The following is a 24,078-nucleotide window of genomic DNA, read 5'->3' as shown; positions in this document are numbered from 1 at the left end:
CGGATCAGCCAATGACCTCGCCGCCCATCTCGCCCAGCGAGGCCGAACTGGACCTGCTCAAATGCTTCTGGCGTGACGGCGACCTCAGCGTTCGGGAGGCCCAGGACAGGATTGCGAAAGACCTGGGCTGGAGCGCATCCACCACCCGGACGGTGCTAGAACGGATGCGCGGCAAGGGCCTGCTGTCGCGGCGCGACGTGCATGGGGTCGCCGTCTATTCGACCGCCCAGCCGAAGACGGCCGTCATCGGCGGACTGATCAAACGCCTCGCCGCTCTGCTGGACATGGACGGCCCCCTGCCGGTCGCGGCCTTCTCCGGCAGCCAGATCCTGGACGCCGAGGACATCGCCGCCCTCAAGGCCCTGATGGACGCCGACGCGTCCGACGAGACCTCAGAAGAGGGCGACCGATGACCCCCGTCGAGCTGATGGCCGCCGCCCTCGGAGCTTCTGTGGTCGTGGCGGCGCTGGGCTGGGGCGCCGCGAGCTTGACGGAGCGTCGCGTCGGCGACCCTAGACTGCGCGAGCGTCTGTGGCGCGCCGCCTTGGTCGCTCCACTGGCGCCGCCCCTGTTGACGCCCCTGGCCCTTCTGATCCCGCCCCCGGTGCAGACTGTGGAGACCGTCCAGTCCCCCGCCCTGTCCCTGACGTCCGCGCCGCTGTCGGCGACCATACCGGCTGCGGAAGCCGGGTGGGACGTGCAGGCCGGACTGGAGGCGATGCTGGCCCATGGGGCGATGATTCTTGTCGGGCTGGCTGGAGCGGCGACAGCGATCCGCCTGGGACTTCTGATCTTCCGGGCCTGGCGACTGAACCGCCTGGTCGGCGCCTCCCGTCCCGCATCGATCCGAACCGTCGCCGTCGCGCAAGAGGCCGCCCGGCGCCTGGGCGTGCGCCCGCCACAGGTGCTGACCCACGATGCGAGCGAGGCCCTGTTGTGCGGCCTCGCCCGCCCCCGGTTGATCCTGCCGGCCGATCTGGACCCAGAGGCGGAGCGCGCCGTCTGCGCCCATGAACTGGCTCACCTCCGGCGCGGCGACCATCGCGTCGTCTGGCTGGACGAGGCGATCCTGACCTTGCTGGCTTTCAACCCGATCCTGCCCTGGCTCCGCGCCCGCTGCGCCGCCGCCCGGGAGGAAGCCTGCGACGCCCTGGCCCTGGCTGGAACAGGGCCGGCCGAGCGCCGCGCCTATGCGCGCCTTCTTCTCGCAGCGCTGGAGCGCGCCGGCAGCCCGCCTCCCCTCGCCCTCACCTTTACCGGCCGCGCCCGCAGCCGGTCGCACCGGAGACTTGTCGCCATGAAACGTCTGAACGCCGTGCTTGCGCCGCCCGCCCGCCCCAGCCGCCGGCTGCACCTGGGCGCCGCCGCCCTGATCGCCGCCCTCGGCGGGACCGCCCTGGCGGCGCCCCTGGCGCTGGCTGCGGCGCGTGAGCCGGAGATCGTCCCCAGCATCGTCGCAGAGGGTGGATCCGAAGACTTCGACTGGACCAGCGCCGCGTTGAACCCGATCTATCGCGCAGCCTGGCCCGCCGCCTGCGGCTTCGGCACGACGGGAGACGGCGACCGAGTCTTTGTCGATACAGGCTGCGACGGCTCCAACGCCGGCGAACTCCAGATCGACCGCCTGGCGGGCGCGCCGGTCTCCTACCCCCGCCAGGCATTTGAGGCCGTCCGGGACGCCTGCGCCGCCGAACGCCCGGTTCGGATCGACTATCGCCAGAATGACGAGGCCAAAACGCTCGAAGTCGCCTGCGCCTACACACCCGAGGCGCCGCCCGCGCCGGTCATTGTGACGTTGAACCTCGATTATCCGAAAAATTTCGCGCCGGACGGCGCGCGTCTGACGATCTGGATGACGGCGAGGGACTATGACCGGGGCGGCCTGCTGAGCCTGCCCTTCAGCCAGGACGTCCTCCCGGGCGATCCTCTGCCGCGGGCCTTTTCCACACGCCTATCCGGTGGTTTTCTGCCGGCCTCGGCCGACGAGCCCCTGGCGTACGAGATTTGGGTCACTGTGGATGCCCCGGGACAGCCGGCTCCGCTGAGCGGCGTGGCCCGATCCGTGATGGTGAGCCGCCATCCCGTGTCCGCCCGCGTCAGCCTGCAACCCGGCGCCGCGCCGACGGATCGGCTGGAACGATCGGCGGTGGAGGCCGCCGAACAGGTGGCGGCGGTCATCGGCCCCCGTCAATACGAAACCCCCGACGCCGCCGGACTGAAGACCATGTGCGCCAGCGCCGACCCGGGCGATGCGGGCTTCTGCAGCGGTATTCTGTTCAACACCGCCCTGGCCCCCGGCGTCTGCGCGCCGAAGACCGCCGACGGGAGGCTGGACACGGCGACGGTGGACCGCGAAGGCAAGCGCCGCATCGCCGCCCTGACGCCTGCAGTCGGACAAGGCCCCGTCCCGTTCGCGCGCCAGGCCCTGCGTCAGGCCTTCCCGTGCGGCGCCGCCCGGTCAAAAGAGATCGCCGTCACCGCCCCCTGAAGTCCGGCTTGCGCTTGTCGACGAAGGCGGACATGCCCTCCTTCTGGTCCTCGAAGGCGAACAGGGAGTGGAACAGGCGGCGTTCGAAGCGGACGCCTTCGGTCAGGCTGGTCTCCAGCGCGACATTGACCATTTCCTTGTTCATCATCACCGCCAGCGGGCTCTGGGCCGCGATCTTGGCGGCGGCGGCGCGGGCTTCGTCCAGCAGGGCGTCGGGGGCGACGACCCGGCTGACAAGGCCGGCGCGCTCGGCCTCGGCGGCGTCCATCATCCGGGCGGTCAGGATCATGTCCATGGCCTTGGACTTGCCGACCAGACGCGTCAGCCGCTGCGAGCCGCCGATGCCCGGCGCGACACCCAGATTGATCTCCGGCTGGCCGAACTTGGCCGTCTCGGAGGCGATGATGAAGTCGCACAACATCGCCAGTTCGCAGCCGCCGCCCAGGGCGTAGCCCGACACGGCCGCGATGATCGGCTTACGGAAGCGCATGATCCGGTCATGGCCCAGGGCGAAGAAATTGCCCTTGAACATGTCGGCGTAGGACTGGTCCGCCATCTCCTTGATATCGGCCCCGGCGGCGAAGGCCTTGGCCGAGCCGGTCAGGATCAGGCAGCGTACGCTGTCGTCGGTCTCGACCGCATCCAGGAAGGCCGCCAGTTCCCCGAACAGGGTCGAGTTGAGGGCGTTCAGCGCCTCGGGCCGGTTCAGGGTCACGACGGCGTAGCCGTCGGCGTGACGTTCAATCAGCAGGGTGGAATAGGCGTCGGCCATGGTCGATCTCCTCGTTCTGTCGTCGATCTAGCGTCTGGCGCGCAGCAGGGCGAGGGTCATGGCGAACCGGATCAGCTCCGACACGACGATACAGCCCATCAGCCCGTTGGCGATCAGGGTCAGCCCCCCTTCAGCCACCGCGATCAGCAGCAGGCCCAGCAGGAATAATCCGCCCATCTCACCGGCGAATTCCTCTCCGTTCAACCCGCCGGCGCCGATCTGAAGACCCATCTGCCAACCATAGAGGCCCCACACCGCCACGGTCGTGACGATGGCGATCCACAGGTGACGTTCGCGCAAGCTCATGAAGCGATCTGGCACGAAACCGACGGCGAGATGAAGGCCTAACCCCGCCTACTTCTTCTGACAGGACGGGCAGTAGAAGGTGGAGCGGCCGCCCTGGACGATCCGGGCGACAGTGCCCGTGCAGCCCCTCCCCCGACAGGCCTCGCCTTCGCGGCCGTAGACGTCGAACCGGTGCTGGAAATAGCCCTGGCCGCCCTCGGCGTTGGCGAAGTCCTTCAGGGTCGATCCGCCGGCGGCGATGGCGTCGTTAAGCACGTCGCGGACGACCGACGCCAGGGTCTCCAGCCGCGCCTTCGACACCGACCCGGCCGCGACCAGGGGCGAGATGCGGGCGCGGTACAGCGCCTCGCAGACATAGATATTGCCCAGGCCGGCGACGATCCGCTGGTCCAGCAGGGAGACCTTGATGTTCTGTGTCTTGCCGGCGAAGGCCTCGACCAGATGCGCGCCGGAAAAGCCGTTGCCGAGCGGCTCAGGCCCCAGGCCGGCGAACCAGGGGTGGGTCTCGACATGATCGGTGCGGATCAGGCCCATGAAGCCGAACCGGCGGGCGTCGGCGTAGCCGATGCGGGTCGCGGCGCCGTCGCGCACGGCGCAGCCGCTGAAGTGCTCGTGCTTGCCGGCGATGGGGGCGGCCTCCTCGAACTCGCCCGGCAGGGTTCCGTCCAGGGTGAAACGGCCGGTCATGCCCAGATGGGTAATCCAGGTCTCGCCGGTCGACAGGGGCATGAGCAGATATTTGGCGCGGCGGTCGACTCGTTCGACCGTCGCCCCCTCAAGCCGTTCGACGAACTGGTCCGGGAACGGAAAGCGCAGGTCGGGCCGGTTGATCCGCACCCGCGACAGGCGCGCGCCCGCCAGCACCGGCGTCAGGCCGCGTCGGACAGTTTCGACCTCGGGAAGTTCAGGCATGGGGCGCTCCTAGCCCGCCCAGGACCATGCGCCAAGCCAATCGTCCGCCCCCGCCCCAATCGTCGAAAAACATTGTTCGTAACGACGCTCGCGCGACACCCGGGCCTGTCATTCGACACAGAGAGCAGTCCGGGGGGAATGTGTCTCAGTCCATTCTTATTAAAGCGGGGCGGTCCCGCATCGCGCCCTTGAGCGACTTGTGGCGAGCGATCGGCATGACGCGCGACGACGGCGCGATTTTAGCGGCGACGGCGGTTCTGGCGATCAGCATCTATTTCCTGGCCTTGCCCGGCGTCGACATCGCCGTCAGCCGCCTGTTCTACCGGCCCGAGGCCGGCTTCTTCCTGGCCGACAACCCCCTGCTGAAGGCCCTGCGCAAAAGCTCGAGCCTGGTGCTGGCCCTGCTGCTGCTCGGCGTGATCGGACGGTTGGCCTGGCGCGCCCTGCGCCGCCGCGCCCTCGGCGCGACGGCGAGGCGGACCGTCTTCGTCCTGGCGGCCCTGGCGCTCGGGCCAGGCCTGGTCGTGAACACCTTGCTCAAGGGCCTGTGGGGACGCCCCCGCCCGGTCCATATCGACCAGTTCGGCGGCGAGGCCGTCTTCACCCCCGTCTGGGTGATCAGCGACGGTTGCCAGTCCAACTGCTCCTTCGTCTCGGGCGAGGGCTCCAGCGCGGCCTGGATGGTCGGGGTGCTGCTGGTGCTGACGCCGGCGAAATGGCGGCCGGTCGTCCTGCCGCTCGGCCTCGTCTACGCCTTCGCCCTGTCGATGAACCGGCTGGTCTTCGGCGGGCATTTCCTGTCGGATATCCTGCTGTCCTGGGCTTTGACGGCCTTGGTCATGGCGGGGGTCTATAGGGTGACGGTGGCCTCGCCCGGCCTGGTTCGCCGGGCGCGACGTCGGTTCCGCGGACTTCACCCCCTCCCCGCCTGAGCGTGACCGGTTGCCGCAGGCGGCGGAATGGGCTTACGTCCGCGTCGAACGTGGGAACCGATCTCGATGACTGACGCCGTCGCTGCGCCTAAAGGCCGGCTTGAACTGACCCTTCGCGCCCTGGTCCTGGGCTGCCTGCTGGCGGTGATCTTCACCGCCGCCAACACCTATCTGGGCCTCCTGGTCGGCCTGACCTTCGCCTCGGCCATTCCGGCGGCGGTCATCTCGATGGCCGTGCTGCGGGCCTTCAGGACCTCGACCATCTGGGAGAATATGACCGTCCAGACCGTGGCCTCGGTCGGCGGAGCCATGAGCTCGATCATCTTCGTCCTGCCCGGCCTGGTGATGATCGGCTGGTGGCTGGAGTTTCCCTTCTGGCAGTCGGTGGCCATCTGCATCCTGGGCGGCGTGCTGGGGGTGACCTTCTCCATCCCGCTACGCCGCGCCCTGGTGACCAACGGCGGCCTGCCCTATCCCGAGGGCGTCGCCGCCGCCGAGGTGCTGAAGGTCGGCTCGCGCGGGGCCGAACAGACCGAGAGCGCGGTGCGCGAGAACAAGTCCGGCCTGTGGGTCGTCGTCGCCGGCGCCCTGGTCTCGGCCGGCTACGCCCTGCTGGTCGCGGGCCGCGTCTTCGCGGGCGAGGCGGCGCGCTTCTTCAAGCTTCCGGCCGCCCTGGGCGGCGGGGCCACAGGCATGGGCTTCGGGATGCAGTTCGCGCTTCTGGGCGCCGGCCATCTGATCGGCCTGACCGTGGGCCTGGCCCAGCTGTTCGGCCTGATCCTGGCCTGGGCGATCGCGGTGCCCATCCTGACCAGCCCGGACACGGTGGCCTGGCTGACCGCGCACGGCATCCCCTCCATCGCCTCGACCCTGCCCGCCGGAACGGGCGCAGAGGAGCTGGCCGGACGGGTCTGGAGCCGCGAGGTCCGCTTCATGGGCGCCGGCGTCATCGGCGTCGCCGCCATTTGGACCCTGATCAAGCTGGCCGGTCCCCTGGTCGGCGGCCTGACCTCGGCCCTGGCCGCCAACGCCCGCCGCAATCACGGCGAGGCGCTTGAGCTGACCGAACAGGACCTGCCGATCAAGCTGGTCGGCGGGATCTCGGTCGTCTGCCTGATCGGCATCGCCGGCCTGTTGGCCTGGTTCGCCCAGAGCGCCCCGGCCTTGGCGGGTTCGACCCCGCTGCTGGTCATCGGCGGCCTGGTCTATGTCGTCCTGATCGGTTTCGCCGTCGCCGCCATCTGCGGCTATATGGCCGGCCTGATCGGCTCGTCGAACAGCCCGGTCTCGGGCGTCGGCATCCTGGCCGTCGTCATCGCCTCCCTGCTGATGCTGGGCGTCATGGCCATTGCGGGCGTGCCGGCCGATCCGTCGATCATCGCCTTCGCCCTGATCGTGACCGCCGTCGTCTTCGCCGTCGCCGTCATCGCCAATGACAATCTTCAGGACCTGAAGACCGGCCAACTGGTCGAGGCCACGCCCTGGCGCCAGCAGGTCGCCCTGATCGTCGGCGTCGGCGCCGGGGCCATCGTCATTCCCCTGATCCTGAACCTGTTGAACCAGGCCTTCGGCTTCGAAGGCGGCCCGCCGGCCATCGTCGAGGGCGCCAAGACCCTGGCGGCGCCCCAGGCCACCCTGATCTCGGCGCTGGCGCGCGGCGTCATCGGCGGCGACCTGCGCTGGGACCTGATCGGCCTGGGCGCCGTGATCGGCGTGGTCATCATCGTGCTGGACGCCGTCGCAGCCAAGGCCACCAAGGGCAAGGTCAAGCTGCCGCCACTCGCCGTCGGCATCGGTTTCTACCTGCCCGCCGCCGTCACGACCATGTTGGTCATCGGCGCCGTCTGCGGCTGGATCTACGACAAGGCCGTGTCCAGCACCCGTTACGCCGACGTGGCGCGCCGTATGGGCGTGCTGCTGGCCTCGGGCCTGATCGTCGGCGAAAGCCTGTTCGGGGTCTTCACCGCCGGGGTGATCGTGGCCACCCGCGACGACGCCCCCTTCGCCATGCTGCCCGACGGTTCGACCTGGCCGGCCATGCTGGCGGGGATCATCGGCTTCGCCGTCGCGGTCTTCGGCCTGTACGCCTGGACGCGGAGCCGCGCCAAGGCGGTATGACAAACACCTCTCCCTCCCCCTGCGGGGGAGGGGGGCGGAGGCGTAGCCGGAGCCGGGTGGGGGCGGCAGGGCGACACATCGCAGGCCTGGCTTGATTCAGATCGGTACGCCCGTGCCTGGCCGCCCCCACCCCGTCGCTGCGCGACGCCCCTCCCCCGCAGGGGGAGGGATATCCGTTAAGCCGCCCGGGTCGCCACCATCATATAGTTGATACCCGCGTCGTCGCTCTGGCTCCACCGGTCGGTCAGCGGGTCATAGTTCAGGCCGTACGGCCCCTCGACCGTCACAGCCTCCCGCGCCAGCATCGTCCGGATCTCGTCGGGCTTCAGGAACTGGCGCCAGTCGTGCGTCCCGGCGGGCACCCAGCGCAGGATATATTCCGCCGCCACCTTGCCCAGGGCAAGCGACTTCAAAGTGCGGTTCAGGGTGGCGACCATCATCACCCCGCCCGGTTGGACCAGGCGCGAACAGGCGCGCACGAAGGCTTCCGGGTCGGCGACATGCTCGATCACCTCCATGGTCAGGACCACGTCGAACGGCCCCGCCCCCTCGGCCTCGATCTGTTCGACGGTGGCGGCGCGATAGGCGATGTCCAGCCCGACCATCTCGGCGTGGGCCCGCGCCGTGCCGATATTCTCGGACGAGGCGTCTATGGCGGTGACGATAAAGCCCATCCGCCGCATCGGCTCGGCGATCAGCCCGCCGCCGCAGCCGACGTCCAGAAGCGTCAGCCCCTCGAACGGAGTCCGCGCCCTCGCATCCCGCCCCAGCCGAGTGCACAGCTGTTCGCGGATCAGCGCCAGCCGGGCCGGATTGAACCGGTGCAAAGGCGCGAACGGCCCGTGCGCATCCCACCATTCGGCCGCCTGGGCCGAGAAGCGGGCCACGTCGGCCGGGTCGATCGATGCGCCAAATGCGCCCTCGGACGAATTTTGCGGAAAACCATGCCCTTCGCGGGGTAGGCGAGACGGTGCGGCGTCGCTAGAAGCGGTCATGGCGCGAGGGATGAACCTTCGCGCCCTTTCACGCAAGCAGGGGGCGAAACGCCACGATGACGCGGCCCGATTCTTCACGATCCGACACCACGCGACTGGTGATGAAGTTCGGCGGCACGTCGATGGGCGACCTCGAGCGCATCCGGCGCGCGGCGCGGATCGTCGCCGCCGAGGCCGCCTCGGGCAAGAAGGTGGCCGTCGTGGTCTCCGCCATGGCCGGCAAGACCAATGAACTGGTCGCCTGGACCGACGGCGCGGGCCCGGCCGCCGCGGGCCTGCCGCTCAGCGACGACGAATATGACGTGGTGGTCGCCTCGGGCGAACAGGTGACGGCCGGCCTTCTGGCCCTGACCCTGCGCAACATGGGGCTGAACGCCCGGTCATGGATGGGCTGGCAGGTGCCGATCGTCACCGACGACGCCCACGCCCGCGCCCGGATCATCGACATCCCCGGCGAGAAACTGGGCGCCGCCGTCGACGCCGGCGAGATCGCCATCGTCCCCGGCTTCCAGGGCGTGACGCCCGAGGGCAAGATCACCACCCTGGGCCGGGGCGGCTCCGACACCTCGGCGGTCGCCGTGGCGGCGGCCCTAGGCTGCCCCTGCGACATCTATACCGACGTGGACGGCGTCTACACGACCGACCCGCGCATCGAGAGCCGCGCCCGACGCCTGGCCAAGGTCTCCTATGAGGAGATGCTGGAAATGGCCTCCCTGGGCGCCAAGGTGCTGCAAACCCGCTCGGTCGAGCTCGCCATGGCCAAACAGGTCCCGGTGCGCGTTCTATCCAGCTTTATCGAACCTGACGAAACCGGCGCCCTGCCCCACGAGGCCGGCACCCTGATCTGCGACGAGGAGGAGATCGTGGAAAAACGCATCGTGTCCGGTGTGACCATGAGCCGTGACGAGGCCCGCATCACCCTGCTGGGCCTGTCCGACCGCGTGGACGCCCCCGCCGACGTCTTCACCCGTCTGGCCGAGGCCAACGTCAATGTGGACATGATCGTGCAAAGCCAGTCGCGCACGGCCGGGGCGGTCAACCTGACCTTCACCACCGGCCGTCGCGACGCCGTCCGCGCCGCCGACCTGATGAAGGCCGCCCAGAGCGAGATCGGCATCGAGGAAATCCGGGTCGACGAGGACGTCGCCAAGGTGTCCGTCGTCGGCGTTGGCATGCGCAGCCACGCGGGCGTCGCCCAGACCATGTTCAAGGCTCTGGCCGACAAGGGGATCAAGTTCCAGGCCATCTCGACCTCGGAAATCAAGATCAGCGTCCTGATCGACGCGGCGTACGCCGAACTGGCCGTGCGCGCATTGCATTCGGCTTACGGGCTGGACGCGATATAGGATGATGTGAACCGGCGCCTCGGCGCCACAGCGCGGGAGCCATAATGCCGGCAGGCGGCGCGATGACCAGGGGACCTCGGGTCCTCCTGCGCCAGATCCGCGAGGCTCTGGGCGGGGCCGGCGCGGGTGCGACCCCGGCGCAGGACCGTCTGAACATGGTGGTGCGGATCATCGCCCGATCGATGGTCGCCGAGGTCTGCTCCATCTATCTGCGCCGCGCCTCGGGCGAGCTGGAGCTGTTCGCCACCGAGGGCCTGAACCCCGACGCCGTCCACAACACCCGCCTGCGTCCCGGCGAGGGTCTGGTCGGCGAAGTGGCGCGGATGGCCCAGCCGATCAGCCTGTCGGACGCGCCGTCGCACCCGTCCTTCTCCTACCGGCCGGAAACGGGCGAAGACCCCTATCACGCCTTCCTGGGCGCCCCCCTGCTGCGCGGCGGCCGGGCCATCGGCGTCCTGGTCGTCCAGAACCGCACCGAGCGGCGCTATGACGAGGAGGAGGTCGAGGACATCCAGACCATCGCCATGGTCCTGTCCGAGACGGTGTCCTCCGGCGAATTGCTGGAACAGGACGAGCTGCGCGACGTCGAACTGGCGCCTCATCGCCCGGAGCGTCTGAAGGGCCAGAAGTTCGGCGACGGCCTGGCGGTCGGTCGGGTGGTCCTGCACGAAGCCCCCCTGCCGCCCGAGAAACTGCTGTCCGAAGACCCGGCGATGGAGGAGGCCCGGCTGAAGCTGGCCCTGGCCTCGCTGAAGACCGGCCTGGACGCCATGCTGGACAAGGGTCAGGGCCTGGCCGGACCCTCGTTCGAGGTGCTGGAGACCTATCGGATGTTCGCCGACGACCGGGGCTGGAACCGGTCGCTGGAAGAAGCGGTCCGCAACGGCCTGACCGCCGAGGCGGCGGTGGACCGGGTCCGCAACGAACACCGCGCCCGCTTCGCCCAGGCCCGCGACCCCTATATCCGCGAACGGCTGCACGATTTCGAGGACCTGGCCAACCGGCTGCTGCGGGTGCTGGCGGGCGACAAGCCGGGCGAGCGCGAACTGCCCGACGACGCCATTCTGGTCGCCCGTAACCTGGGCCCGGCCGACCTGCTGGAATATCCGCGCGACAAGCTGAAGGGCCTGCTGCTGGAAGAAGGCTCGGCCGCCAGCCACGCCGCCATCGTCGCCCGCGCGCTTCAGATCCCCTGCGTCGGCCGTCTGATGGGTCTGCGCGACCGGCTGTCGGAAGGCGACGTCGTCATCGCCGACGGCGAAACCGGCGAGGCCTATCTGCGGCCCCGTCCCGACATGATCGAGGCGGTTCAGTCGCGGATGGCCGTGCGCGATCAGCGCCAGGTCCAGTTCGCCCAGCTGCGCGACACCCCCGCCGTGACCCTGGACGGCCAGCGCATCACCCTGCTGACCAACGCCGGCCTGGCGGTGGACCTGGAGAACCTGAACGAAACCGGGGCCGAGGGCATCGGCCTGTTCCGCACCGAATTCCAGTTCATGGTCTCGGACGAACTGCCCCGGCTGGACGCCCAGACAGCCCTGTACAAGCTGGTGCTGGACGCCGCCGGCGACCGGCCCGTCACCTTCCGCACCCTGGACATCGGCGGCGACAAGGTCCTGCCTTATCTGGAGGCCGAGCGGGAGGAGAACCCCGCGCTGGGCCGCCGCGCCATCCGCCTGGGCCTGGATCGGCCGTCCCTGCTGCGGATGCAGCTGCGCGCCCTGCTGACGGCGGCGGCGGGCCGCGAACTGCGGGTCATGTTCCCGATGATCGCCACGGTGGACGAGTTCCGCGCCGCGCGCGAACTGGTCGACGTCGAATGCGCCTGGGCCAGGCGGCGCGGCCGCGCCCTGCCCGCCCTTCTGCGCGTCGGCGCCATGGTCGAATGCCCGTCGCTGCTGTGGCATCTGGACGCGCTTCTGCCCCTGACCGACTTCGTCTCGATCGGGACCAACGACCTGTTCCAGTACATGTATGCGGCCGACAGGACCAATCCCCTGGTCTCGGATCGCTACGACCCTCTGTCGCCCCCGACCCTGCGCGCGCTTCAAACGATCCAGAAAGCCTGCGCCGACACCGGCACGCCGGTGTCGATCTGCGGCGAACTGGCGGGCCGCCCGCTGGAGGCCTTCGCCCTGATCACCCTGGGCTTCACCCGGCTGTCGGCTCCCGCTGGAGGCATCGGTCCGGTGAAACGGATGATCCTGTCCGCCGATCTGACGGCGGCGCGACGGGGCCTGAACAACCTGCTGAACCTGTCGACGGGTTCGGTCCGCAACGAGATCGAATCCCTGGCCCGGAAGTTGAACGTCGCCGCCTGACGGGCCCGACCACGTTTCGTTTCGGGAATCGCCGTTGATGGGGCGGGGATTATGGTTTATCCACAGGACGCATCAGGACAGCCCCCGGGGAGGGGCGAGCGCCGCCACGAAGACATGATAAGCGACGCGTCCGTTTTGCGTACGGAGCGGCTTCCTGCCGTTCCGAGTTTGGGGTCAGGCGTCATGGCGCTGGATGCGGGGCACGCCCCCGAAGAGTTCAAGGCTCATCCTGACTGGAAGGACATTGCGCCCTCCATCACCGAGTCAGCGACTCTGGGCGACGGCCTGCGCCGGGGCCGTGAGCAGTCCGGCAAGTCCCTGGCCGACCTGGCGGCAGAGACCAAGGTCAACCCGCGCTTCCTGGTCGCCCTGGAGCAGAACGACTGGTCGTCGCTGCCGTCGCGCGTCTTCGCCATCGGCTATGTGCGCGGCTATGCCGCCGCCCTGGGCCTGGACGAACAGCTGGCCGTCGAACGGTTCAAGCGTGAAAGCCCCGACACCTCGGCGCCGCTGAAGGCGCCGATCGGCGTGGCCTTCGAGGACGTCAAACGCTATTCGCCGCGCATCGTCGCCGGGATCGCCGTGGTGGCCCTGGCCATCGTCGGCTGGAACATCTTCCAGCGGGTCAATCTGATGCGGGCGCCGCAGCCGTCCGACATCGCCGCCCTGCCCGAAAGCTGGTCGCTGGGCGAAGTGCCGGGCCAGAACGCTCCGATCACCCTCAGCGCGCCCCGCGCCGCGCCGCCAGACCAGACCACGCCGGCCCTGTACATCACGCCGGGCCTGGAGGCACAGCTGACCGGGATAGACCCCAATGATCCGGCCGTGATCGCGGCCGCAGCCGCAGCCGACAACGCCCCGGTGCAGAAAGCCTTCAACCCGCGCGGCGCGGTCTACGGCGCGCCCGCCACCGCTTCACAGGTGGTGATCCAGGCCAAGAAGGCCGGCGCCCTGGTCGTGCGTCTCGGCGACGGCCAGGCCCTGTTCGCGCGCCAGATGGCGACGGGCGAAGCCTGGCGGGCGCCGCTGGGCGTCAGCGCGGTCATCGACGTGTCGGATCCGGCCGCCTTCGACGTCTATCTGAACGGCGAACACGGCGGCATCCTGCCCGCCGTCCTGACTCCCCTGGCCCAGTTGAACAGCCGCGCCGAACAGGCGGCCCGGCAGGTGGCTGAAGCACAGGCCCGCCGCCAGGCCCAGATTCAGGCGGACCGCATCGCGCTGCAACAGACCCAGCCCGCGCCTCAGACCTCCGCACTGCCTCTCGCCCTGACCGCAACGACGACGAACTGACCTCCGACCCGTGGCCTCGCCGCCTCCATCGGCCTATATGAGATCCCGATGAGCGACCACACCTCCGATCTCGGCCACGTCCGACCCTGGCGCCATATCGAGCGCCGCAAGAGCCGACAGATCCGCGTCGGCTCCGTCCTGGTGGGCGGCGACGCCCCGATCAGCGTCCAGTCGATGACCAATACGCCGACGTCCGACGCGGCGGCCACGATCGACCAGATCCGCCAGCTCGAAGAGGCCGGCGCCGACATCGTCCGCGTCTCCTGCCCCGACGTGGAATCGACCGAGGCCTTTAAGACCATCGCCCGCGAGGCCAGGGTCCCCTTGGTCGCCGACATCCATTTCCACTACAAGCGCGGCATCGAGGCGGCCCAGGCCGGCGCCGCCTGCCTGCGGATCAATCCGGGCAATATCGGCAGCCCCGACCGCGTCCGCGACGTGATCCAGGCCGCCAAGGACCACGGCTGTTCGATGCGGATCGGCGTCAACGCCGGCTCGCTGGAAAAGGAGCTGCTGGAGAAGTACGGCGAGCCCTGCCCCGACGCCATGGTCGAGAGCGCCCTGAACCACGCCCGGATTCTTCAGGACCACGACTTCCACGAGTTCAAGATCTCGGTGAAGGCGTCCGACCCCTTCCTGACCGTCGCCGCCTACCAACAGCTGGCGGACGCCATCGACTGCCCGCTGCACCTGGGCGTGACCGAGGCAGGCCCCTTGCGCACCGGCACCATCAAGTCGGCCATCGGCATGGGGTCCATGCTGTGGGCCGGCATCGGCGACACCATCCGCGTCTCCCTGGCCGCCGATCCGGTCGAGGAAATCAAGGTCGGCTTCGACATCCTCAAGTCGCTGGGCCTGCGCCACCGGGGCGTCAACATCATCGCCTGCCCGTCGTGCGCCCGTCAGGGCTTCAACGTCATCGAGACCGTGACCCTGCTGGAAGAGAAGCTGGCCCATATCTCGACGCCGATGAGCCTGTCGGTCATCGGCTGCGTCGTGAACGGCCCGGGCGAGGCCCTCTACACCGACATCGGCTTCACCGGCGGCGGCAAGGGCGCGGGCATGATCTATCTGAACGGCAAGATCGCCCACAAACAGGCCAACGACGGCATGATCGACCACATCGTCGACCTGGTCGAGCAGAAGGCCGCCGAACTGGATGCGGCCCGGGCGGCCGAGCTTCAGGCGGCGGAATAGGCGAGGCGACGCCTGTTGGCGCCTCAGATCACCCCGAACAGCCGCAGCGCCTGATAACCCGCCGACAGCAGCACGACCGCCCCGACCCCATAGGTCAGCACCCGGCGCGGGGCGATCCGGGCGATGACCCCGGCGAAGGGGGCGGCGATCAGGCCGCCCAGGATCAGCCCGCCGACCGAGGCGGCATGGGTGGCGATCCCTTCGGCCTGGTCCCAGTGGCCGGTCAGCAAGGCGGCCAGGAAGGTCGCGGAAATGGCCGAGGTGACGAAGAATTCCGCCGTATTGGTGGTGCCGATCGAGGCGCGGGGGTCGCCGCCCGATCCCACCAGGGTGGTGGTGACCGTGGGCCCCCAACCGCCGCCGCCGACAGCATCGAAGAAGCCGCCGACCAGGCCCAGGGGTCCCGCCGCCCGAAGCGGAAAGATTCGCTCGCGCGTCTGTCGCGTGGCGCGCCAGATGATGACGACGCCCATCAGCGCGAGATACGCCGTGATCCAGGGCTTCACCAGATCGCCGTCGATACTGGTCAGGACGAAGGCGCCCAGGCTGCCGCCGACCACCCCGCCCAGGACCAGGGGCGTGAACAGCTTCCAGTTCACATTCTTGTTCACCGCATGAGACCCGGCGGAGGCGGCTGTGGTGAAGACCTCGGCGGCGTGGACGCTGGCGGAGGCGGTCGCCGGCGGCACGCCGAACGACAGCAGAACCGTCGACGAAATCACCCCGTAGGCCATGCCCAGGGCGCCGTCGACCGACTGGGCCAGGAAGCCGACGAGGAGGAAGATGAGGAAATCTTGCATGGCGACCCCGAAATTGCGTCGTGACGGTGCGGGCTATTTCCCTACCGGGTCAATAGGAGAAAAATTCGACACGGCTTGCAGCAGACTTCGCCCCTCGAACACCGCCGCTATGGCGTCGCGCCCGTCCTGCAGCACGGGTTGAAGCGGACAGGTCTCGACGTCGGGGCAGGTCTCGCACGGACCATGGGCGGTTCGCGACGCGCAGGGCGCCAGGGCCAGCGGTCCTTCCAGCGCCCGGATCACGTCGGCGAAACTGATAGACTGGGCCGGCGCCGCCAGGGCGTAGCCGCCGGTCCGGCCTCGTTTCGACACCAGGAGTCCCTGACGCCGCAGGTCCAGCAATATGGCCTCGAGAAACTTGCGCGGCGCCGTCGCCGCCTCGGCGATTTCGCCGATCGTGGCGGGGCCCCCGCCGGGCAGGCCGGCCAGATGGATCATGGCGCGAAGCGCATAGCGGGACCGGTTGGACAGCATGGTCCGTGATCGCGTGATCGCGCGTCGGACGCAAGACGTCGTTCGCCGGCGCCCCCTTTCGCGTTAGGTCCGTCCCAGCCGGGCCACCGCCGCCAGGATCTGCGCGCCCGTGTAGGGCTTCAGCACCACGGCCTCGGCGAGATGGCGGTGGCGATCGGCGGCGGCCGTGTCGCCGGAGATGAAGATGATCCGCACGCCCCAGCGCCGGGCCAGCCTCTCGGCCAGGTCTGCGCCGCTGGCCCCATCCGACAGATGGATATCCAGCAGGGCGGCGTCGATCGCGTGCAGGGCCGCCGCCGCCTCGGCCGCTGCGGCGCTGTGGAAAGGCCCCACCACCGAATGGCCGGCCTCGCTCAGAAGCGCGGTCAGGTCGGCGGCCACGTCGGCGTCGTCCTCGACCACCAGCAGGGTCAGGCGCTCCGCGTCCGTCTTCGGGGTCAGGGCCGGGGCCTCGGGCAAGGCCTGGGGCTCGGCAGGCTGAACCGCGACGTCCTCTGCACGGCGGGACGTCTGGCGCAGCAGGACCCGGCGCAGTTCTCTCCAGATCTGGGCGGCAGGCCGATCGGCATCGAGCCCGAACAGGCCCGCCAGGGCTTCGAGATCACGCCCGTGATCGGGCGACAGCCGGCCGCCCGTCTCAGCCAGCCGGGCGTCGTAAAGACGGCACAGTCGCTCGACGCTGTCGGTCAGGTCTTCGGTCCGCGCCGTCGGGCGCTCGGCCAGGGATTTTGCGGGGGGCGTGCGATCGAACATGGCGTCCTTCTTACGAGGGTTCCACGGCCAGCTATACCGTCGAGATGACGTTCGTAACCGCGGCTGACGCCATCGTTATTGGCGATCACAAGCCCGGCGCCGCCCTCCGAAATCGGCGATGATCGACAGCAGCCCCCCAGGCGGGCTAAGGACGGCCCCTCTCATTGTCCCAGGATGTCTCCGCCTTGCGTCTGCCCCAGGCCCGTCTCGATCAGGTGCTCGACCGTTTCCACGAGGTGGAGGCCCGGATGGGCGCGGCGACAGACGGCGCCGAGATCGTCCGCCTGTCCAAGGAACACGCCGAACTCAAGCCCGTCGCCGACGCGGTCCAGGGTCTGGCCCGCGCCCGCGCCGAAATGGCGGACCTGGAAGCCATGACGGCCGACCCCGAAATGGCGGCGATGGCGCAGGACGAGCTTCAGATCCTGAACGATACGCTGCCCGGCCTGGAGCGCGAGGTCGCCCTGCTGCTGGCCCCGCGCGACGCCGACGAGAACGCCTCGGCCGTGCTGGAAGTCCGCGCCGGCACCGGCGGCGACGAGGCGGCCCTTTTCGCCGGCGACCTCTTCCGCATGTATTCGCGCTACGCCTCGACGCGCGGCTGGCGGATCGAGCTGGATTCGGCGACCGAGGGCGACGCCGGCGGCTACAAGGAGATCATCGCCACCGTCACCGGCGACGGGGTGTTCGGCCGACTGAAGTTCGAAAGTGGCGTCCACCGGGTCCAGCGGGTGCCGACGACCGAGGCCGGGGGCCGTATCCACACCTCGGCCGCCACCGTCGCCGTCCTGCCCGAGGTCGAGGACGTCGAGATCGAGATCCTGGAAAAGGACATCCGCATCGACACCTTCCGCGCCTCCGGCTCGGGCGGTCAGCACGTCAACAAGACCGACTCGGCCGTGCGGATCACCCACCTTCCGACCGGGATCGTGGCCACCAGCTCCGAGAAATCGCAGCACGTGAACCGCGACAAGGCGATGAAGAACCTGCGGGTGCGCCTGTACGACATGCAACGCCAGGCCAAGGATCTGGCCCGCGCCGACTCGCGCAAGTCCCAGGTCGGGTCGGGCGACCGGTCCGAGCGGATCCGCACCTACAATTTCCCCCAAGGGCGCGTGACCGACCACCGCATCGGCCTGACCCTGCACAGCCTGCCCCAGATCCTGGAAGGCGACCTTGACCCCATGCTGAACGCCCTGATCGCCGAGGATCAGGCGGCGCGCCTGGCGGATCTCGAGGCCGAGTTCGGCTGATCAGCCCAGCACGCCGACCGTCGGCAGCCACAGGACGATCCCGGTGGCGGCGGTGTAGCCGGTGAAGGCGTGGACCGATCGTCGGCGACAGCTGACGGCCTCGGGCTCGCCGATCCGCGGCGCCTGATCGGTCCAAAGCAGATACAGGGCCTGCACCGCCCACCCGGCCATGAAGGCGATCACGGCCCAGCCGCTGAGGGCCGCCAGCGCCGCGCCGGACAGCATGATCAGCACGCCGGCCAGAACGATCACCCCATCCCCCACATGCTCGGCGACGGGGATCGCAACCAAACCGGCCAAGGCCCTCTGCAGACGCCAGTTGAGCCAGGCCTGATACAACAGCATCAGTCCGCCCAAGACGTAGAACACCCCTATCGCGCGCGCTGCCCACTCCATGGCAGGAATAAGGCGTCATTCCTGCGCGGGTCGTAAGTGCGGAAAACCCCTTAGTCTGCGGAAAACGCCTGACCGGAGCATCCAAGACACATCCGTTGATATCTCAGACCGAGAGCGCAGCTTCCGCCTGGAGGGCCCGCACGACCGCTGGACGGCTCGCCATCCGATCGTAGTGCGCCTGAACCCGGGGAAACACGGCGATGTCGACGCCGTCGCCTTCCAGCCAGGCGGAGAAGGTGAACAGATAGGGGTCGGCGACCGAATAGGCGTCGCCCATCACCCAGTCGCCCCCGCCGTTCTGGGCCAGATCGGCTTCGATCAGGGCGAAACAGTCCCGCATGTTCTGCGTCACCTTGGCCGCCATCGAGGCCTGCGCCGCCGCGTCGTCGCTCCAGCGCGAGGCCCGCCGGCCATGGGCGTGGGCCACATGGACGGTCGAGGCGAGATAGAGGTTGAAGGCCTGCATCCGGGCGAAGGCGAACGGATCGACCGGCGCCAGCAGTCCCGACGGCGCGAGCGCGGCGATATAGGCCAGGATGGCCGGGCTCTCGGTCAGGATTCCAAGATCGGTCGCCAGGGCCGGGACCCGCCCCTTGGGATTGATGGCCAGAAACGCCGGTTGCTGCTGGTCGCCGCGGGCGAAATCGACAAGCCGGACCTCGAAGGGCAGTCCGGACTCTTCCAGCGCGATATGGCTGGCCCGGCTGCAGGATCCGGGCGCGGTATAGAGGGTCAGCATGATCAGGCCTCGCCGAGAAAGAAAAAAGGCGGCGAGATCATCGCCGCCTTTTCAGAAGTCTTACAGGTCCAGCAGGGCCCGCTGCGGATCTTCCAGCAGCTCCTTGACCCGGACCAGGAAGGTCACGGCTTCCTTGCCGTCGACGATCCGGTGGTCATAGCTGAGGGCCAGATACATCATCGGGCGGATCTTGACCTCGCCGTTGATGGCCATCGGGCGCTGGACGATGTTGTGCATGCCCAGGATGCCCGACTGCGGCGCGTTCAGGATCGGCGTCGACATCAGCGAGCCATAGGTGCCGCCGTTGGTGATGGTGAAGGTGCCGCCCTGCATCTGATCCATGGTCAGGTCGCCGTCACGCGCGGCCTTGCCCAGGGCGCCGATGCCCTTTTCGATGCCGGCCAGCGTCAGGGTGTCGGCGTCGCGCAGCACCGGAACCACCAGTCCCTTGTCGGTGCCGACGGCGACGCCGATGTCATAGTGGTTCTTGTAGATGATGTCCGTGCCGTCGATCTCGGCGTTTACGGCCGGGATCTCGTGCAGGGCCGCGACGACGGCCTTGGTGAAGAAGGACATGAAGCCCAGCTTCACGCCGTGGCGCTTCTCGAACACGTCCTTGTACTGGGCGCGCAGGGCCATGACGTTCGTCATGTCCACCTCGTTGAAGGTGGTCAGCTGGGCGGCCGTGTTCTGCGATTCCTTCAGGCGACGGGCGATGGTCTGACGCAGGCGCGTCATCTTCACCCGCTCTTCGCGCGGACCGACGGCGCGCGGGGCCGAGGGAGCGGCGGCAGGGGCGGGCGCCGGAGCGGCGGCGCCGATGGCGGCGATGGCGTCAGCCTTGGTGATATTGCCCTTGGGCCCGGTGGCGGCGATGGTTTTCGGATCCAGATTGTTCTCGGCCACAACGCGCTGAACGGCCGGCGACAGGGCCTCGTTCTTGGCGACCTGGGCCGAGCCGGTGTTGGCCGGGGCGGCGGCAGGCGAAGCCGGGGCAGAGGCGGCCGGAGCCGCAGCGGCGCCGGAACCCGAAACCGAACCGATCTTCTGGCCGGGGGTGACGGTCGCGCCTTCGTCGGCGGCGATGGTCAGCACGCCGTCAGCCGGCGCCGACACCTCGACCGCGACCTTGTCGGTCTCGATCTCGACCAGCAGCTCGTCCTTCTTGACGGCCTCGCCGTTTTTCTTGAGCCACTTGCCCATCGAACCCTCGGCGACGCTTTCGCCCATCACCGGCACGGTGATGTCGATGCTCGACGCAGCGGCGGCGGGCGCAGCCTTGGCCTCGGCCTTGGCGGCCTTGGCTGGGGCCGGAGCCGCAGCAGCGGCCGCGCCGCCTTCGGTCACCGAACCCAGGACGGTGCCCGGCACGACGGTGTCGCCCTCGGCGGCGTTGATGGCGCCCAGGACGCCATCAGCCGGGGCCACGACTTCCAGCGAGACCTTGTCGGTCTCCAGTTCGACGAGCAGTTCGTCCTTCTTGACCGCGTCGCCGACCTTCTTGGTCCATTTCGCGATGGTGGCCTCGGTGACGGATTCACCGAGGGCGGGGGTCAGGATGTCGGCCATGTCGGGTCCAGCTGTCTCTTTGGGAGTATCGTGTAGGGTGTATCAGGCGAAGGCTTCGTTGGTGAAGGTCTCGAGTTCCTTCAGGTGCCGGCTCATCAGGCCGGCGGCCGTGGAGGCGGAACCGGGACGACCGACGTAGCGGGCGCGCTTGGAGGCGACATCCAGCTTGTCGAGCGTCAGCTCCAGCCACGGATCGACGAAGGTCCAACCGCCCATATTCTTCGGCTCTTCCTGGCACCAGACCACTTCCGCCTTCGGGAAACGGGCCAGTTCCTTGCGCAGGGACTGGATCGGCCACGGATAGAACTGCTCCAGGCGCAGGATATAGACGTCGTCCACCGCCTGGCCGTCCTTGGCCTTCTTTTCGCGCGCGTCCAGCAGGTCGTAATAGACCTTGCCCGAGCACAGGATGACGCGGCGGATCGCCTTGTCGGCCTTGATCTTGATCCCGGCGACGTCGGGGCGGGTCTGGGCGTCGTCGTGCAGGACGCGGTGGAAGGACGAACCCTCCGCCAGATCCTTCATCGACGAGACCGCCTTCTTGTGACGCAGCAGCGACTTGGGCGTCATCAGGATCAGCGGCTTGCGGAACGGCCGGTGCATCTGGCGACGCAGGATGTGGAAATAGTTGGCCGGGGTGGTGCAGTTGGCGACCTGCATATTCTCTTCTGCGCACTGCTGCAGGAACCGCTCCAGGCGGGCCGACGAGTGTTCCGGACCCTGGCCCTCGTAGCCGTGCGGCAGCAGCATGGTCAGGCCGCTCATCCGCAGCCATTTGCGTTCGCCCGAGCTGATGAACTGGTCGATCACCACCTGGGCGCCGTTCACGAAGTCGCCAAACTGGGCTTCCCACAGCACCAGGGTGTTGGGGTCGGCCAGCGAATAGCCGTACTCGAAGCCCAGCACCGCCTCTTCCGACAGGGCCGAGTCGATCACCTCGAAATTGGCCTGGCCTTCGCGCAGGTTGTTCAGCGGCATGTACCGCTCTTCGGTCGTCTGATCGATGATGCCCGAATGGCGCTGCGAGAAGGTGCCGCGCACCGAATCCTGACCCGACAGACGAACGGGGAAGCCTTCGTCCACCAGCGAGGCGAAGGCCAGGCTTTCGGCCGTGGCCCAGTCCAGGTTCTCGCCCGAGGTGATCGCCTCGCGACGGCCGTCATAGACCCGCTTCAACGTCTTGTGCATGTCGACGCTGTTGGGGATGGTGGTCAGGCGATGACCCAGGTCGATCAGCTTGGCCAGGGGCACGCCTGTCTCGCCGCGCAGCTCGTCCTTGGGCGACTGGAAGCCCTGCCACTGGCCGTCCAGCCAGTCGGCCTTCTCGGCGGACCAGGTCTTGCCGGCCTCGAACTGTTCGTCGAGGAAGGTCTCGAACCGGGCGACTTCGGCGTCGATCTCGGGCTGGGTGATCACGCCCTCGGCGACCAGACGCTGAGAATACAGTTCGCGGGTCGAGCGCTGGGCGCGGATCTTCGAATACATCAGCGGCTGGGTGAAGGTCGGATCGTCGCCTTCGTTGTGGCCGAAGCGGCGATAGCAGAACATGTCCACCACCGCGTCCTTGTGGAACTTCTGGCGGTATTCGGTGGCCACCTTGGCGGCGAAGACGACCGCTTCGGGATCATCGCCGTTCACGTGGAAGATCGGCGCCTGGACCATCAGCGCAACATCAGACGGGTACGGCGACGAGCGCGAGTTCCGCGGGCTGGTGGTGAAGCCGATCTGGTTGTTGATGACGAAATGCAGGGTGCCGCCGGTGCGATAGCCCTTCAGCCCCATCAGGGCGAAACATTCGGCCACCACGCCCTGGCCGGCGAAGGCGGCGTCGCCGTGGATCAGCAGGGGCACGACCTTGGAGCGGTCCAGCGCCCATTCCGCCTCGGGCTTGCCGGCGTTGGCGTCGCGGATATCAAACGCCTGTTTGGCGCGCGCTTTGCCCAGCACGACCGGGTTGACGATCTCGAGGTGCGACGGGTTGGCGGTCAGCGACAAGTGGACGTGGTTGCCGTCGAACTCGCGGTTCGACGAGGCGCCCATGTGATATTTGACGTCGCCCGAGCCCTCGATGTCGCTGGGCACGGCCGAGCCGCCCTGGAACTCGTGGAAGATGACCTTGTAGGGCTTGCCCATAACGGCGGCGAGCACGTTCAGGCGGCCGCGGTGGGCCATGCCCAGCACGACTTCATCGACGCCCAGATTGCCGCCGCGCTTGATCACCTGCTCCAGCGCCGGGACCATGGCCTCGCCGCCGTCCAGGCCGAACCGCTTGGTGCCGGGGAAACGCTTGTGCAGGAACCGCTCGAAGCCTTCAGCCTCGATCAGCTTGTTCAGGATGGCCAGCTTGCCTTCCTTGGTGAAGGCGTTCTGCTCGAACTTGTCCGGCCCTTCGAACCGCTGCTGCAGCCAGGACTTCTCCTCCGGCTCGGCGATATGCATGTACTGGATGCCGATATTGCCGCAGTAGGTGCGCTTCAGCAGGTCCAGAACTTGACGGATCGTGCCGGTCTGAAGCCCCAGAACCCCGTCCAGGAAGATCGGACGATCCAGGTCGGCTTCGCTGAAGCCATAGAATTCCGGCGTCAGCTCAGGATTCTCGACCGGCTGTTCGATGCCCAGCGGGTCCAGATTGGCCTGCAGATGGCCGCGCACGCGATAGCTGCGGATCAGCATCAGGGCGCGGATGGAATCATGGGCGGCGGCGCGGATGGCGTCGCCTGAAACCTCGACGGGCGCAGCCTTGGCGGCGGCCGGAGCCGACGCAGGCGCTGCGCCGGGCTTCTTCGGATCGGGCTTGGGCGCCGGCCAGCGCCCGTCGAACACGGCGTTGGCTTCGTTGGGCTCCGTCGCCGTGCCACGTCCCCAGGCGCCGGCCTCAGCCGAGGCCTTCACGCTGGCGGCGTTGTCGCGCAGCTGGTCGAAGAAGGCTTTCCATTCCGCAGAGACCGAGCCTGGATCATTGGCCCATTTCTCGTGCAGCTCCTCGATATAGGCCGCATTGGCCCCGTAGAGGAATGAGGTCTCGGCAAAGACCTGGTTCAGCCGACCGGCATCGTCCGCCATCGTTTTCGCAATCCCTGGCCCCCGACGGACACATCTCCGTGAGGGGTGCGCCCGTCATATAGGCTCGCTTTCCTTATGGGTCATGACCGAAACGGGGCAATTCGGTGAGAAATTGGTCGCAGCCGCAAAGAAAAACGCCCCCGGCCTGAGCCGAGAGCGTCCAATCCTGCCGAGACCGGCATTTTTCATTCTCCCTCCCCCACGGGGGAGGGGGGCGAAGCGAAGCGGAGCCGGGTGGGGCGGGCAAGGCGACGCCCCACAGACCTTCCTTCCCCCGACCGGTAGACCCAGCCTAGCCGCCCCCACCCCGTCGCTGACGCGACGCCCCTCCCCCGCAGGGGGGAGGGAGAG

20 protein-coding genes are annotated in these 24,078 nt (G+C 68.5%); 9 read left to right on the top strand and 11 right to left on the bottom strand.

Translation table 11 applies throughout. From position 1 onward, the window contains the following. Window positions 1-11: 11 nt before the first annotated feature. Both ACVPT3_RS00255 and ACVPT3_RS00250 read left to right on the top strand, forming a co-directional pair. The gene (locus ACVPT3_RS00255) at window positions 12-413 is read left to right on the top strand and encodes a BlaI/MecI/CopY family transcriptional regulator (protein WP_492042243.1); all 402 of its coding nucleotides are present in this window, start codon (window positions 12-14) and stop codon (window positions 411-413) included. After that, window positions 410-2,488 carry a M56 family metallopeptidase gene (locus ACVPT3_RS00250; protein WP_492042242.1) on the top strand — a complete coding sequence of 693 codons (2,079 nt, stop codon included), beginning with the start codon at window positions 410-412 and terminating at the stop codon, window positions 2,486-2,488. Before ACVPT3_RS00255 ends, ACVPT3_RS00250 begins: the two co-directional genes overlap by 4 nt. On the opposite strand, the gene ACVPT3_RS00245 is transcribed toward ACVPT3_RS00250, so the two are convergent. Genes ACVPT3_RS00245 through mutM form a run of 3 tightly spaced genes read right to left on the bottom strand, consistent with a single transcriptional unit; the run spans window position 2,475 to window position 4,478 of the window. After that, window positions 2,475-3,260, bottom strand: coding sequence for an enoyl-CoA hydratase (locus tag ACVPT3_RS00245; RefSeq protein ID WP_492042241.1), 786 nt, complete (start codon window positions 3,258-3,260; stop codon window positions 2,475-2,477). The two genes, ACVPT3_RS00250 and ACVPT3_RS00245, sit on opposite strands and share 14 nt — an antisense overlap. Window positions 3,261-3,287: 27 nt before the next feature. Beyond that, window positions 3,288-3,566: a hypothetical protein gene (locus ACVPT3_RS00240; protein WP_492042240.1), complete on the bottom strand. Its 279-nt coding sequence runs from the start codon at window positions 3,564-3,566 to the stop codon at window positions 3,288-3,290. Window positions 3,567-3,614: 48 nt separating this feature from the next. Beyond that, entirely contained in the window at window positions 3,615-4,478 is an 864-nt protein-coding gene (mutM, locus tag ACVPT3_RS00235; RefSeq protein ID WP_492042239.1) for a bifunctional DNA-formamidopyrimidine glycosylase/DNA-(apurinic or apyrimidinic site) lyase, read from the bottom strand. A gap of 215 nt (window positions 4,479-4,693) precedes the next feature. Here mutM and ACVPT3_RS00230 point away from each other — a divergent pair, with 215 nt between their 5' ends. Together ACVPT3_RS00230 and ACVPT3_RS00225 are read left to right on the top strand one after the other, a co-directional pair. Beyond that, window positions 4,694-5,410 (top strand): phosphatase PAP2 family protein, encoded by a 717-nt coding sequence (locus tag ACVPT3_RS00230; protein WP_492042238.1) that lies wholly within the window; start codon window positions 4,694-4,696, stop codon window positions 5,408-5,410. A gap of 66 nt (window positions 5,411-5,476) precedes the next feature. Next, window positions 5,477-7,528 carry an OPT family oligopeptide transporter gene (locus ACVPT3_RS00225; protein ID WP_492042237.1) on the top strand — a complete coding sequence of 684 codons (2,052 nt, stop codon included), beginning with the start codon at window positions 5,477-5,479 and terminating at the stop codon, window positions 7,526-7,528. Window positions 7,529-7,704: 176 nt separating this feature from the next. On the opposite strand, the gene ubiG is transcribed toward ACVPT3_RS00225, so the two are convergent. Next, window positions 7,705-8,523: a bifunctional 2-polyprenyl-6-hydroxyphenol methylase/3-demethylubiquinol 3-O-methyltransferase UbiG gene (gene ubiG / locus ACVPT3_RS00220; RefSeq protein ID WP_492042236.1), complete on the bottom strand. Its 819-nt coding sequence runs from the start codon at window positions 8,521-8,523 to the stop codon at window positions 7,705-7,707. 56 nt (window positions 8,524-8,579) lie between these two features. Between ubiG and ACVPT3_RS00215 the strand changes: the two genes are divergently transcribed. From ACVPT3_RS00215 to ispG, 4 genes are all read left to right on the top strand, one after another. Next, on the top strand, window positions 8,580-9,869 hold the full coding sequence (locus ACVPT3_RS00215; protein WP_492042235.1) for an aspartate kinase: 1,290 nt from the start codon (window positions 8,580-8,582) through the stop codon (window positions 9,867-9,869). A 62-nt stretch (window positions 9,870-9,931) separates the two neighbouring features. Continuing rightward, entirely contained in the window at window positions 9,932-12,190 is a 2,259-nt protein-coding gene (ptsP, locus tag ACVPT3_RS00210) for a phosphoenolpyruvate--protein phosphotransferase (RefSeq protein ID WP_492042234.1), read from the top strand. A gap of 183 nt (window positions 12,191-12,373) precedes the next feature. Beyond that, window positions 12,374-13,483, top strand: coding sequence for a helix-turn-helix domain-containing protein (locus tag ACVPT3_RS00205; protein WP_492042233.1), 1,110 nt, complete (start codon window positions 12,374-12,376; stop codon window positions 13,481-13,483). A 48-nt stretch (window positions 13,484-13,531) separates the two neighbouring features. Beyond that, a complete protein-coding gene (gene ispG / locus ACVPT3_RS00200; RefSeq protein WP_492042232.1) occupies window positions 13,532-14,680 on the top strand; it encodes a flavodoxin-dependent (E)-4-hydroxy-3-methylbut-2-enyl-diphosphate synthase in 1,149 nt (382 codons plus the stop codon). 23 nt (window positions 14,681-14,703) lie between these two features. Here ispG and ACVPT3_RS00195 read toward each other — a convergent pair whose 3' ends face one another. The 3 genes from ACVPT3_RS00195 to ACVPT3_RS00185 all read right to left on the bottom strand — a co-directional run bounded on the left by ACVPT3_RS00195 (window position 14,704) and on the right by ACVPT3_RS00185 (window position 16,707). Continuing rightward, on the bottom strand, window positions 14,704-15,480 hold the full coding sequence (locus tag ACVPT3_RS00195; protein WP_492042231.1) for a sulfite exporter TauE/SafE family protein: 777 nt from the start codon (window positions 15,478-15,480) through the stop codon (window positions 14,704-14,706). Between the two features lie 33 nt (window positions 15,481-15,513). After that, window positions 15,514-15,954 carry an RrF2 family transcriptional regulator gene (locus ACVPT3_RS00190; protein WP_492042230.1) on the bottom strand — a complete coding sequence of 147 codons (441 nt, stop codon included), beginning with the start codon at window positions 15,952-15,954 and terminating at the stop codon, window positions 15,514-15,516. A 63-nt stretch (window positions 15,955-16,017) separates the two neighbouring features. Next, window positions 16,018-16,707, bottom strand: a complete 690-nt coding sequence (locus ACVPT3_RS00185) for a response regulator (protein ID WP_492042229.1) — start codon at window positions 16,705-16,707, stop codon at window positions 16,018-16,020. Window positions 16,708-16,892: 185 nt separating this feature from the next. Between ACVPT3_RS00185 and prfA the strand changes: the two genes are divergently transcribed. Continuing rightward, window positions 16,893-17,960, top strand: coding sequence for a peptide chain release factor 1 (gene prfA, locus ACVPT3_RS00180; RefSeq protein WP_492042228.1), 1,068 nt, complete (start codon window positions 16,893-16,895; stop codon window positions 17,958-17,960). Here the strand turns inward: prfA and ACVPT3_RS00175 are convergent, their stop codons facing one another. The 4 genes from ACVPT3_RS00175 to ACVPT3_RS00160 all read right to left on the bottom strand — a co-directional run bounded on the left by ACVPT3_RS00175 (window position 17,961) and on the right by ACVPT3_RS00160 (window position 23,727). Next, window positions 17,961-18,356: a hypothetical protein gene (locus tag ACVPT3_RS00175; protein ID WP_492042227.1), complete on the bottom strand. Its 396-nt coding sequence runs from the start codon at window positions 18,354-18,356 to the stop codon at window positions 17,961-17,963. A gap of 103 nt (window positions 18,357-18,459) precedes the next feature. Beyond that, the gene (locus ACVPT3_RS00170; protein ID WP_492042226.1) at window positions 18,460-19,095 is read right to left on the bottom strand and encodes a glutathione S-transferase family protein; all 636 of its coding nucleotides are present in this window, start codon (window positions 19,093-19,095) and stop codon (window positions 18,460-18,462) included. 60 nt (window positions 19,096-19,155) lie between these two features. Beyond that, window positions 19,156-20,664: a 2-oxoglutarate dehydrogenase complex dihydrolipoyllysine-residue succinyltransferase gene (odhB, locus tag ACVPT3_RS00165; RefSeq protein ID WP_492042225.1), complete on the bottom strand. Its 1,509-nt coding sequence runs from the start codon at window positions 20,662-20,664 to the stop codon at window positions 19,156-19,158. 42 nt (window positions 20,665-20,706) lie between these two features. Further along, window positions 20,707-23,727, bottom strand: a complete 3,021-nt coding sequence (locus tag ACVPT3_RS00160) for a 2-oxoglutarate dehydrogenase E1 component (protein WP_492042224.1) — start codon at window positions 23,725-23,727, stop codon at window positions 20,707-20,709. Between the last annotated feature and the right edge of the window lie 351 nt (window positions 23,728-24,078).

Source organism: Brevundimonas sp. FV1ps31S (genome assembly GCF_058681265.1).
This window is presented reverse-complemented; position numbering and strand designations above follow the sequence as displayed.

What these genes read in the sequence shown, in the direction of transcription:
- ACVPT3_RS00205 (WP_492042233.1), top strand. Translation starts at nt 12,374, where the DNA reads ATGGCGCTGGATGCGGGGCACGCCCCCGAAGAGTTCAAGGCTCATCCT.
- mutM (WP_492042239.1), bottom strand. Translation starts at nt 4,478, where the DNA reads ATGCCTGAACTTCCCGAGGTCGAAACTGTCCGACGCGGCCTGACGCCG.
- ispG (WP_492042232.1), top strand. Translation starts at nt 13,532, where the DNA reads ATGAGCGACCACACCTCCGATCTCGGCCACGTCCGACCCTGGCGCCAT.
- ACVPT3_RS00255 (WP_492042243.1), top strand. Translation starts at nt 12, where the DNA reads ATGACCTCGCCGCCCATCTCGCCCAGCGAGGCCGAACTGGACCTGCTC.
- ACVPT3_RS00245 (WP_492042241.1), bottom strand. Translation starts at nt 3,260, where the DNA reads ATGGCCGACGCCTATTCCACCCTGCTGATTGAACGTCACGCCGACGGC.
- ptsP (WP_492042234.1), top strand. Translation starts at nt 9,932, where the DNA reads ATGACCAGGGGACCTCGGGTCCTCCTGCGCCAGATCCGCGAGGCTCTG.
- ACVPT3_RS00240 (WP_492042240.1), bottom strand. Translation starts at nt 3,566, where the DNA reads ATGAGCTTGCGCGAACGTCACCTGTGGATCGCCATCGTCACGACCGTG.
- ACVPT3_RS00185 (WP_492042229.1), bottom strand. Translation starts at nt 16,707, where the DNA reads ATGTTCGATCGCACGCCCCCCGCAAAATCCCTGGCCGAGCGCCCGACG.
- ACVPT3_RS00215 (WP_492042235.1), top strand. Translation starts at nt 8,580, where the DNA reads ATGACGCGGCCCGATTCTTCACGATCCGACACCACGCGACTGGTGATG.
- ACVPT3_RS00195 (WP_492042231.1), bottom strand. Translation starts at nt 15,480, where the DNA reads ATGCAAGATTTCCTCATCTTCCTCCTCGTCGGCTTCCTGGCCCAGTCG.
- odhB (WP_492042225.1), bottom strand. Translation starts at nt 20,664, where the DNA reads ATGGCCGACATCCTGACCCCCGCCCTCGGTGAATCCGTCACCGAGGCC.
- ACVPT3_RS00225 (WP_492042237.1), top strand. Translation starts at nt 5,477, where the DNA reads ATGACTGACGCCGTCGCTGCGCCTAAAGGCCGGCTTGAACTGACCCTT.
- ACVPT3_RS00190 (WP_492042230.1), bottom strand. Translation starts at nt 15,954, where the DNA reads ATGCTGTCCAACCGGTCCCGCTATGCGCTTCGCGCCATGATCCATCTG.
- ACVPT3_RS00250 (WP_492042242.1), top strand. Translation starts at nt 410, where the DNA reads ATGACCCCCGTCGAGCTGATGGCCGCCGCCCTCGGAGCTTCTGTGGTC.
- ACVPT3_RS00160 (WP_492042224.1), bottom strand. Translation starts at nt 23,727, where the DNA reads ATGGCGGACGATGCCGGTCGGCTGAACCAGGTCTTTGCCGAGACCTCA.
- ACVPT3_RS00170 (WP_492042226.1), bottom strand. Translation starts at nt 19,095, where the DNA reads ATGCTGACCCTCTATACCGCGCCCGGATCCTGCAGCCGGGCCAGCCAT.
- ACVPT3_RS00230 (WP_492042238.1), top strand. Translation starts at nt 4,694, where the DNA reads ATGACGCGCGACGACGGCGCGATTTTAGCGGCGACGGCGGTTCTGGCG.
- ACVPT3_RS00175 (WP_492042227.1), bottom strand. Translation starts at nt 18,356, where the DNA reads ATGGAGTGGGCAGCGCGCGCGATAGGGGTGTTCTACGTCTTGGGCGGA.
- ubiG (WP_492042236.1), bottom strand. Translation starts at nt 8,523, where the DNA reads ATGACCGCTTCTAGCGACGCCGCACCGTCTCGCCTACCCCGCGAAGGG.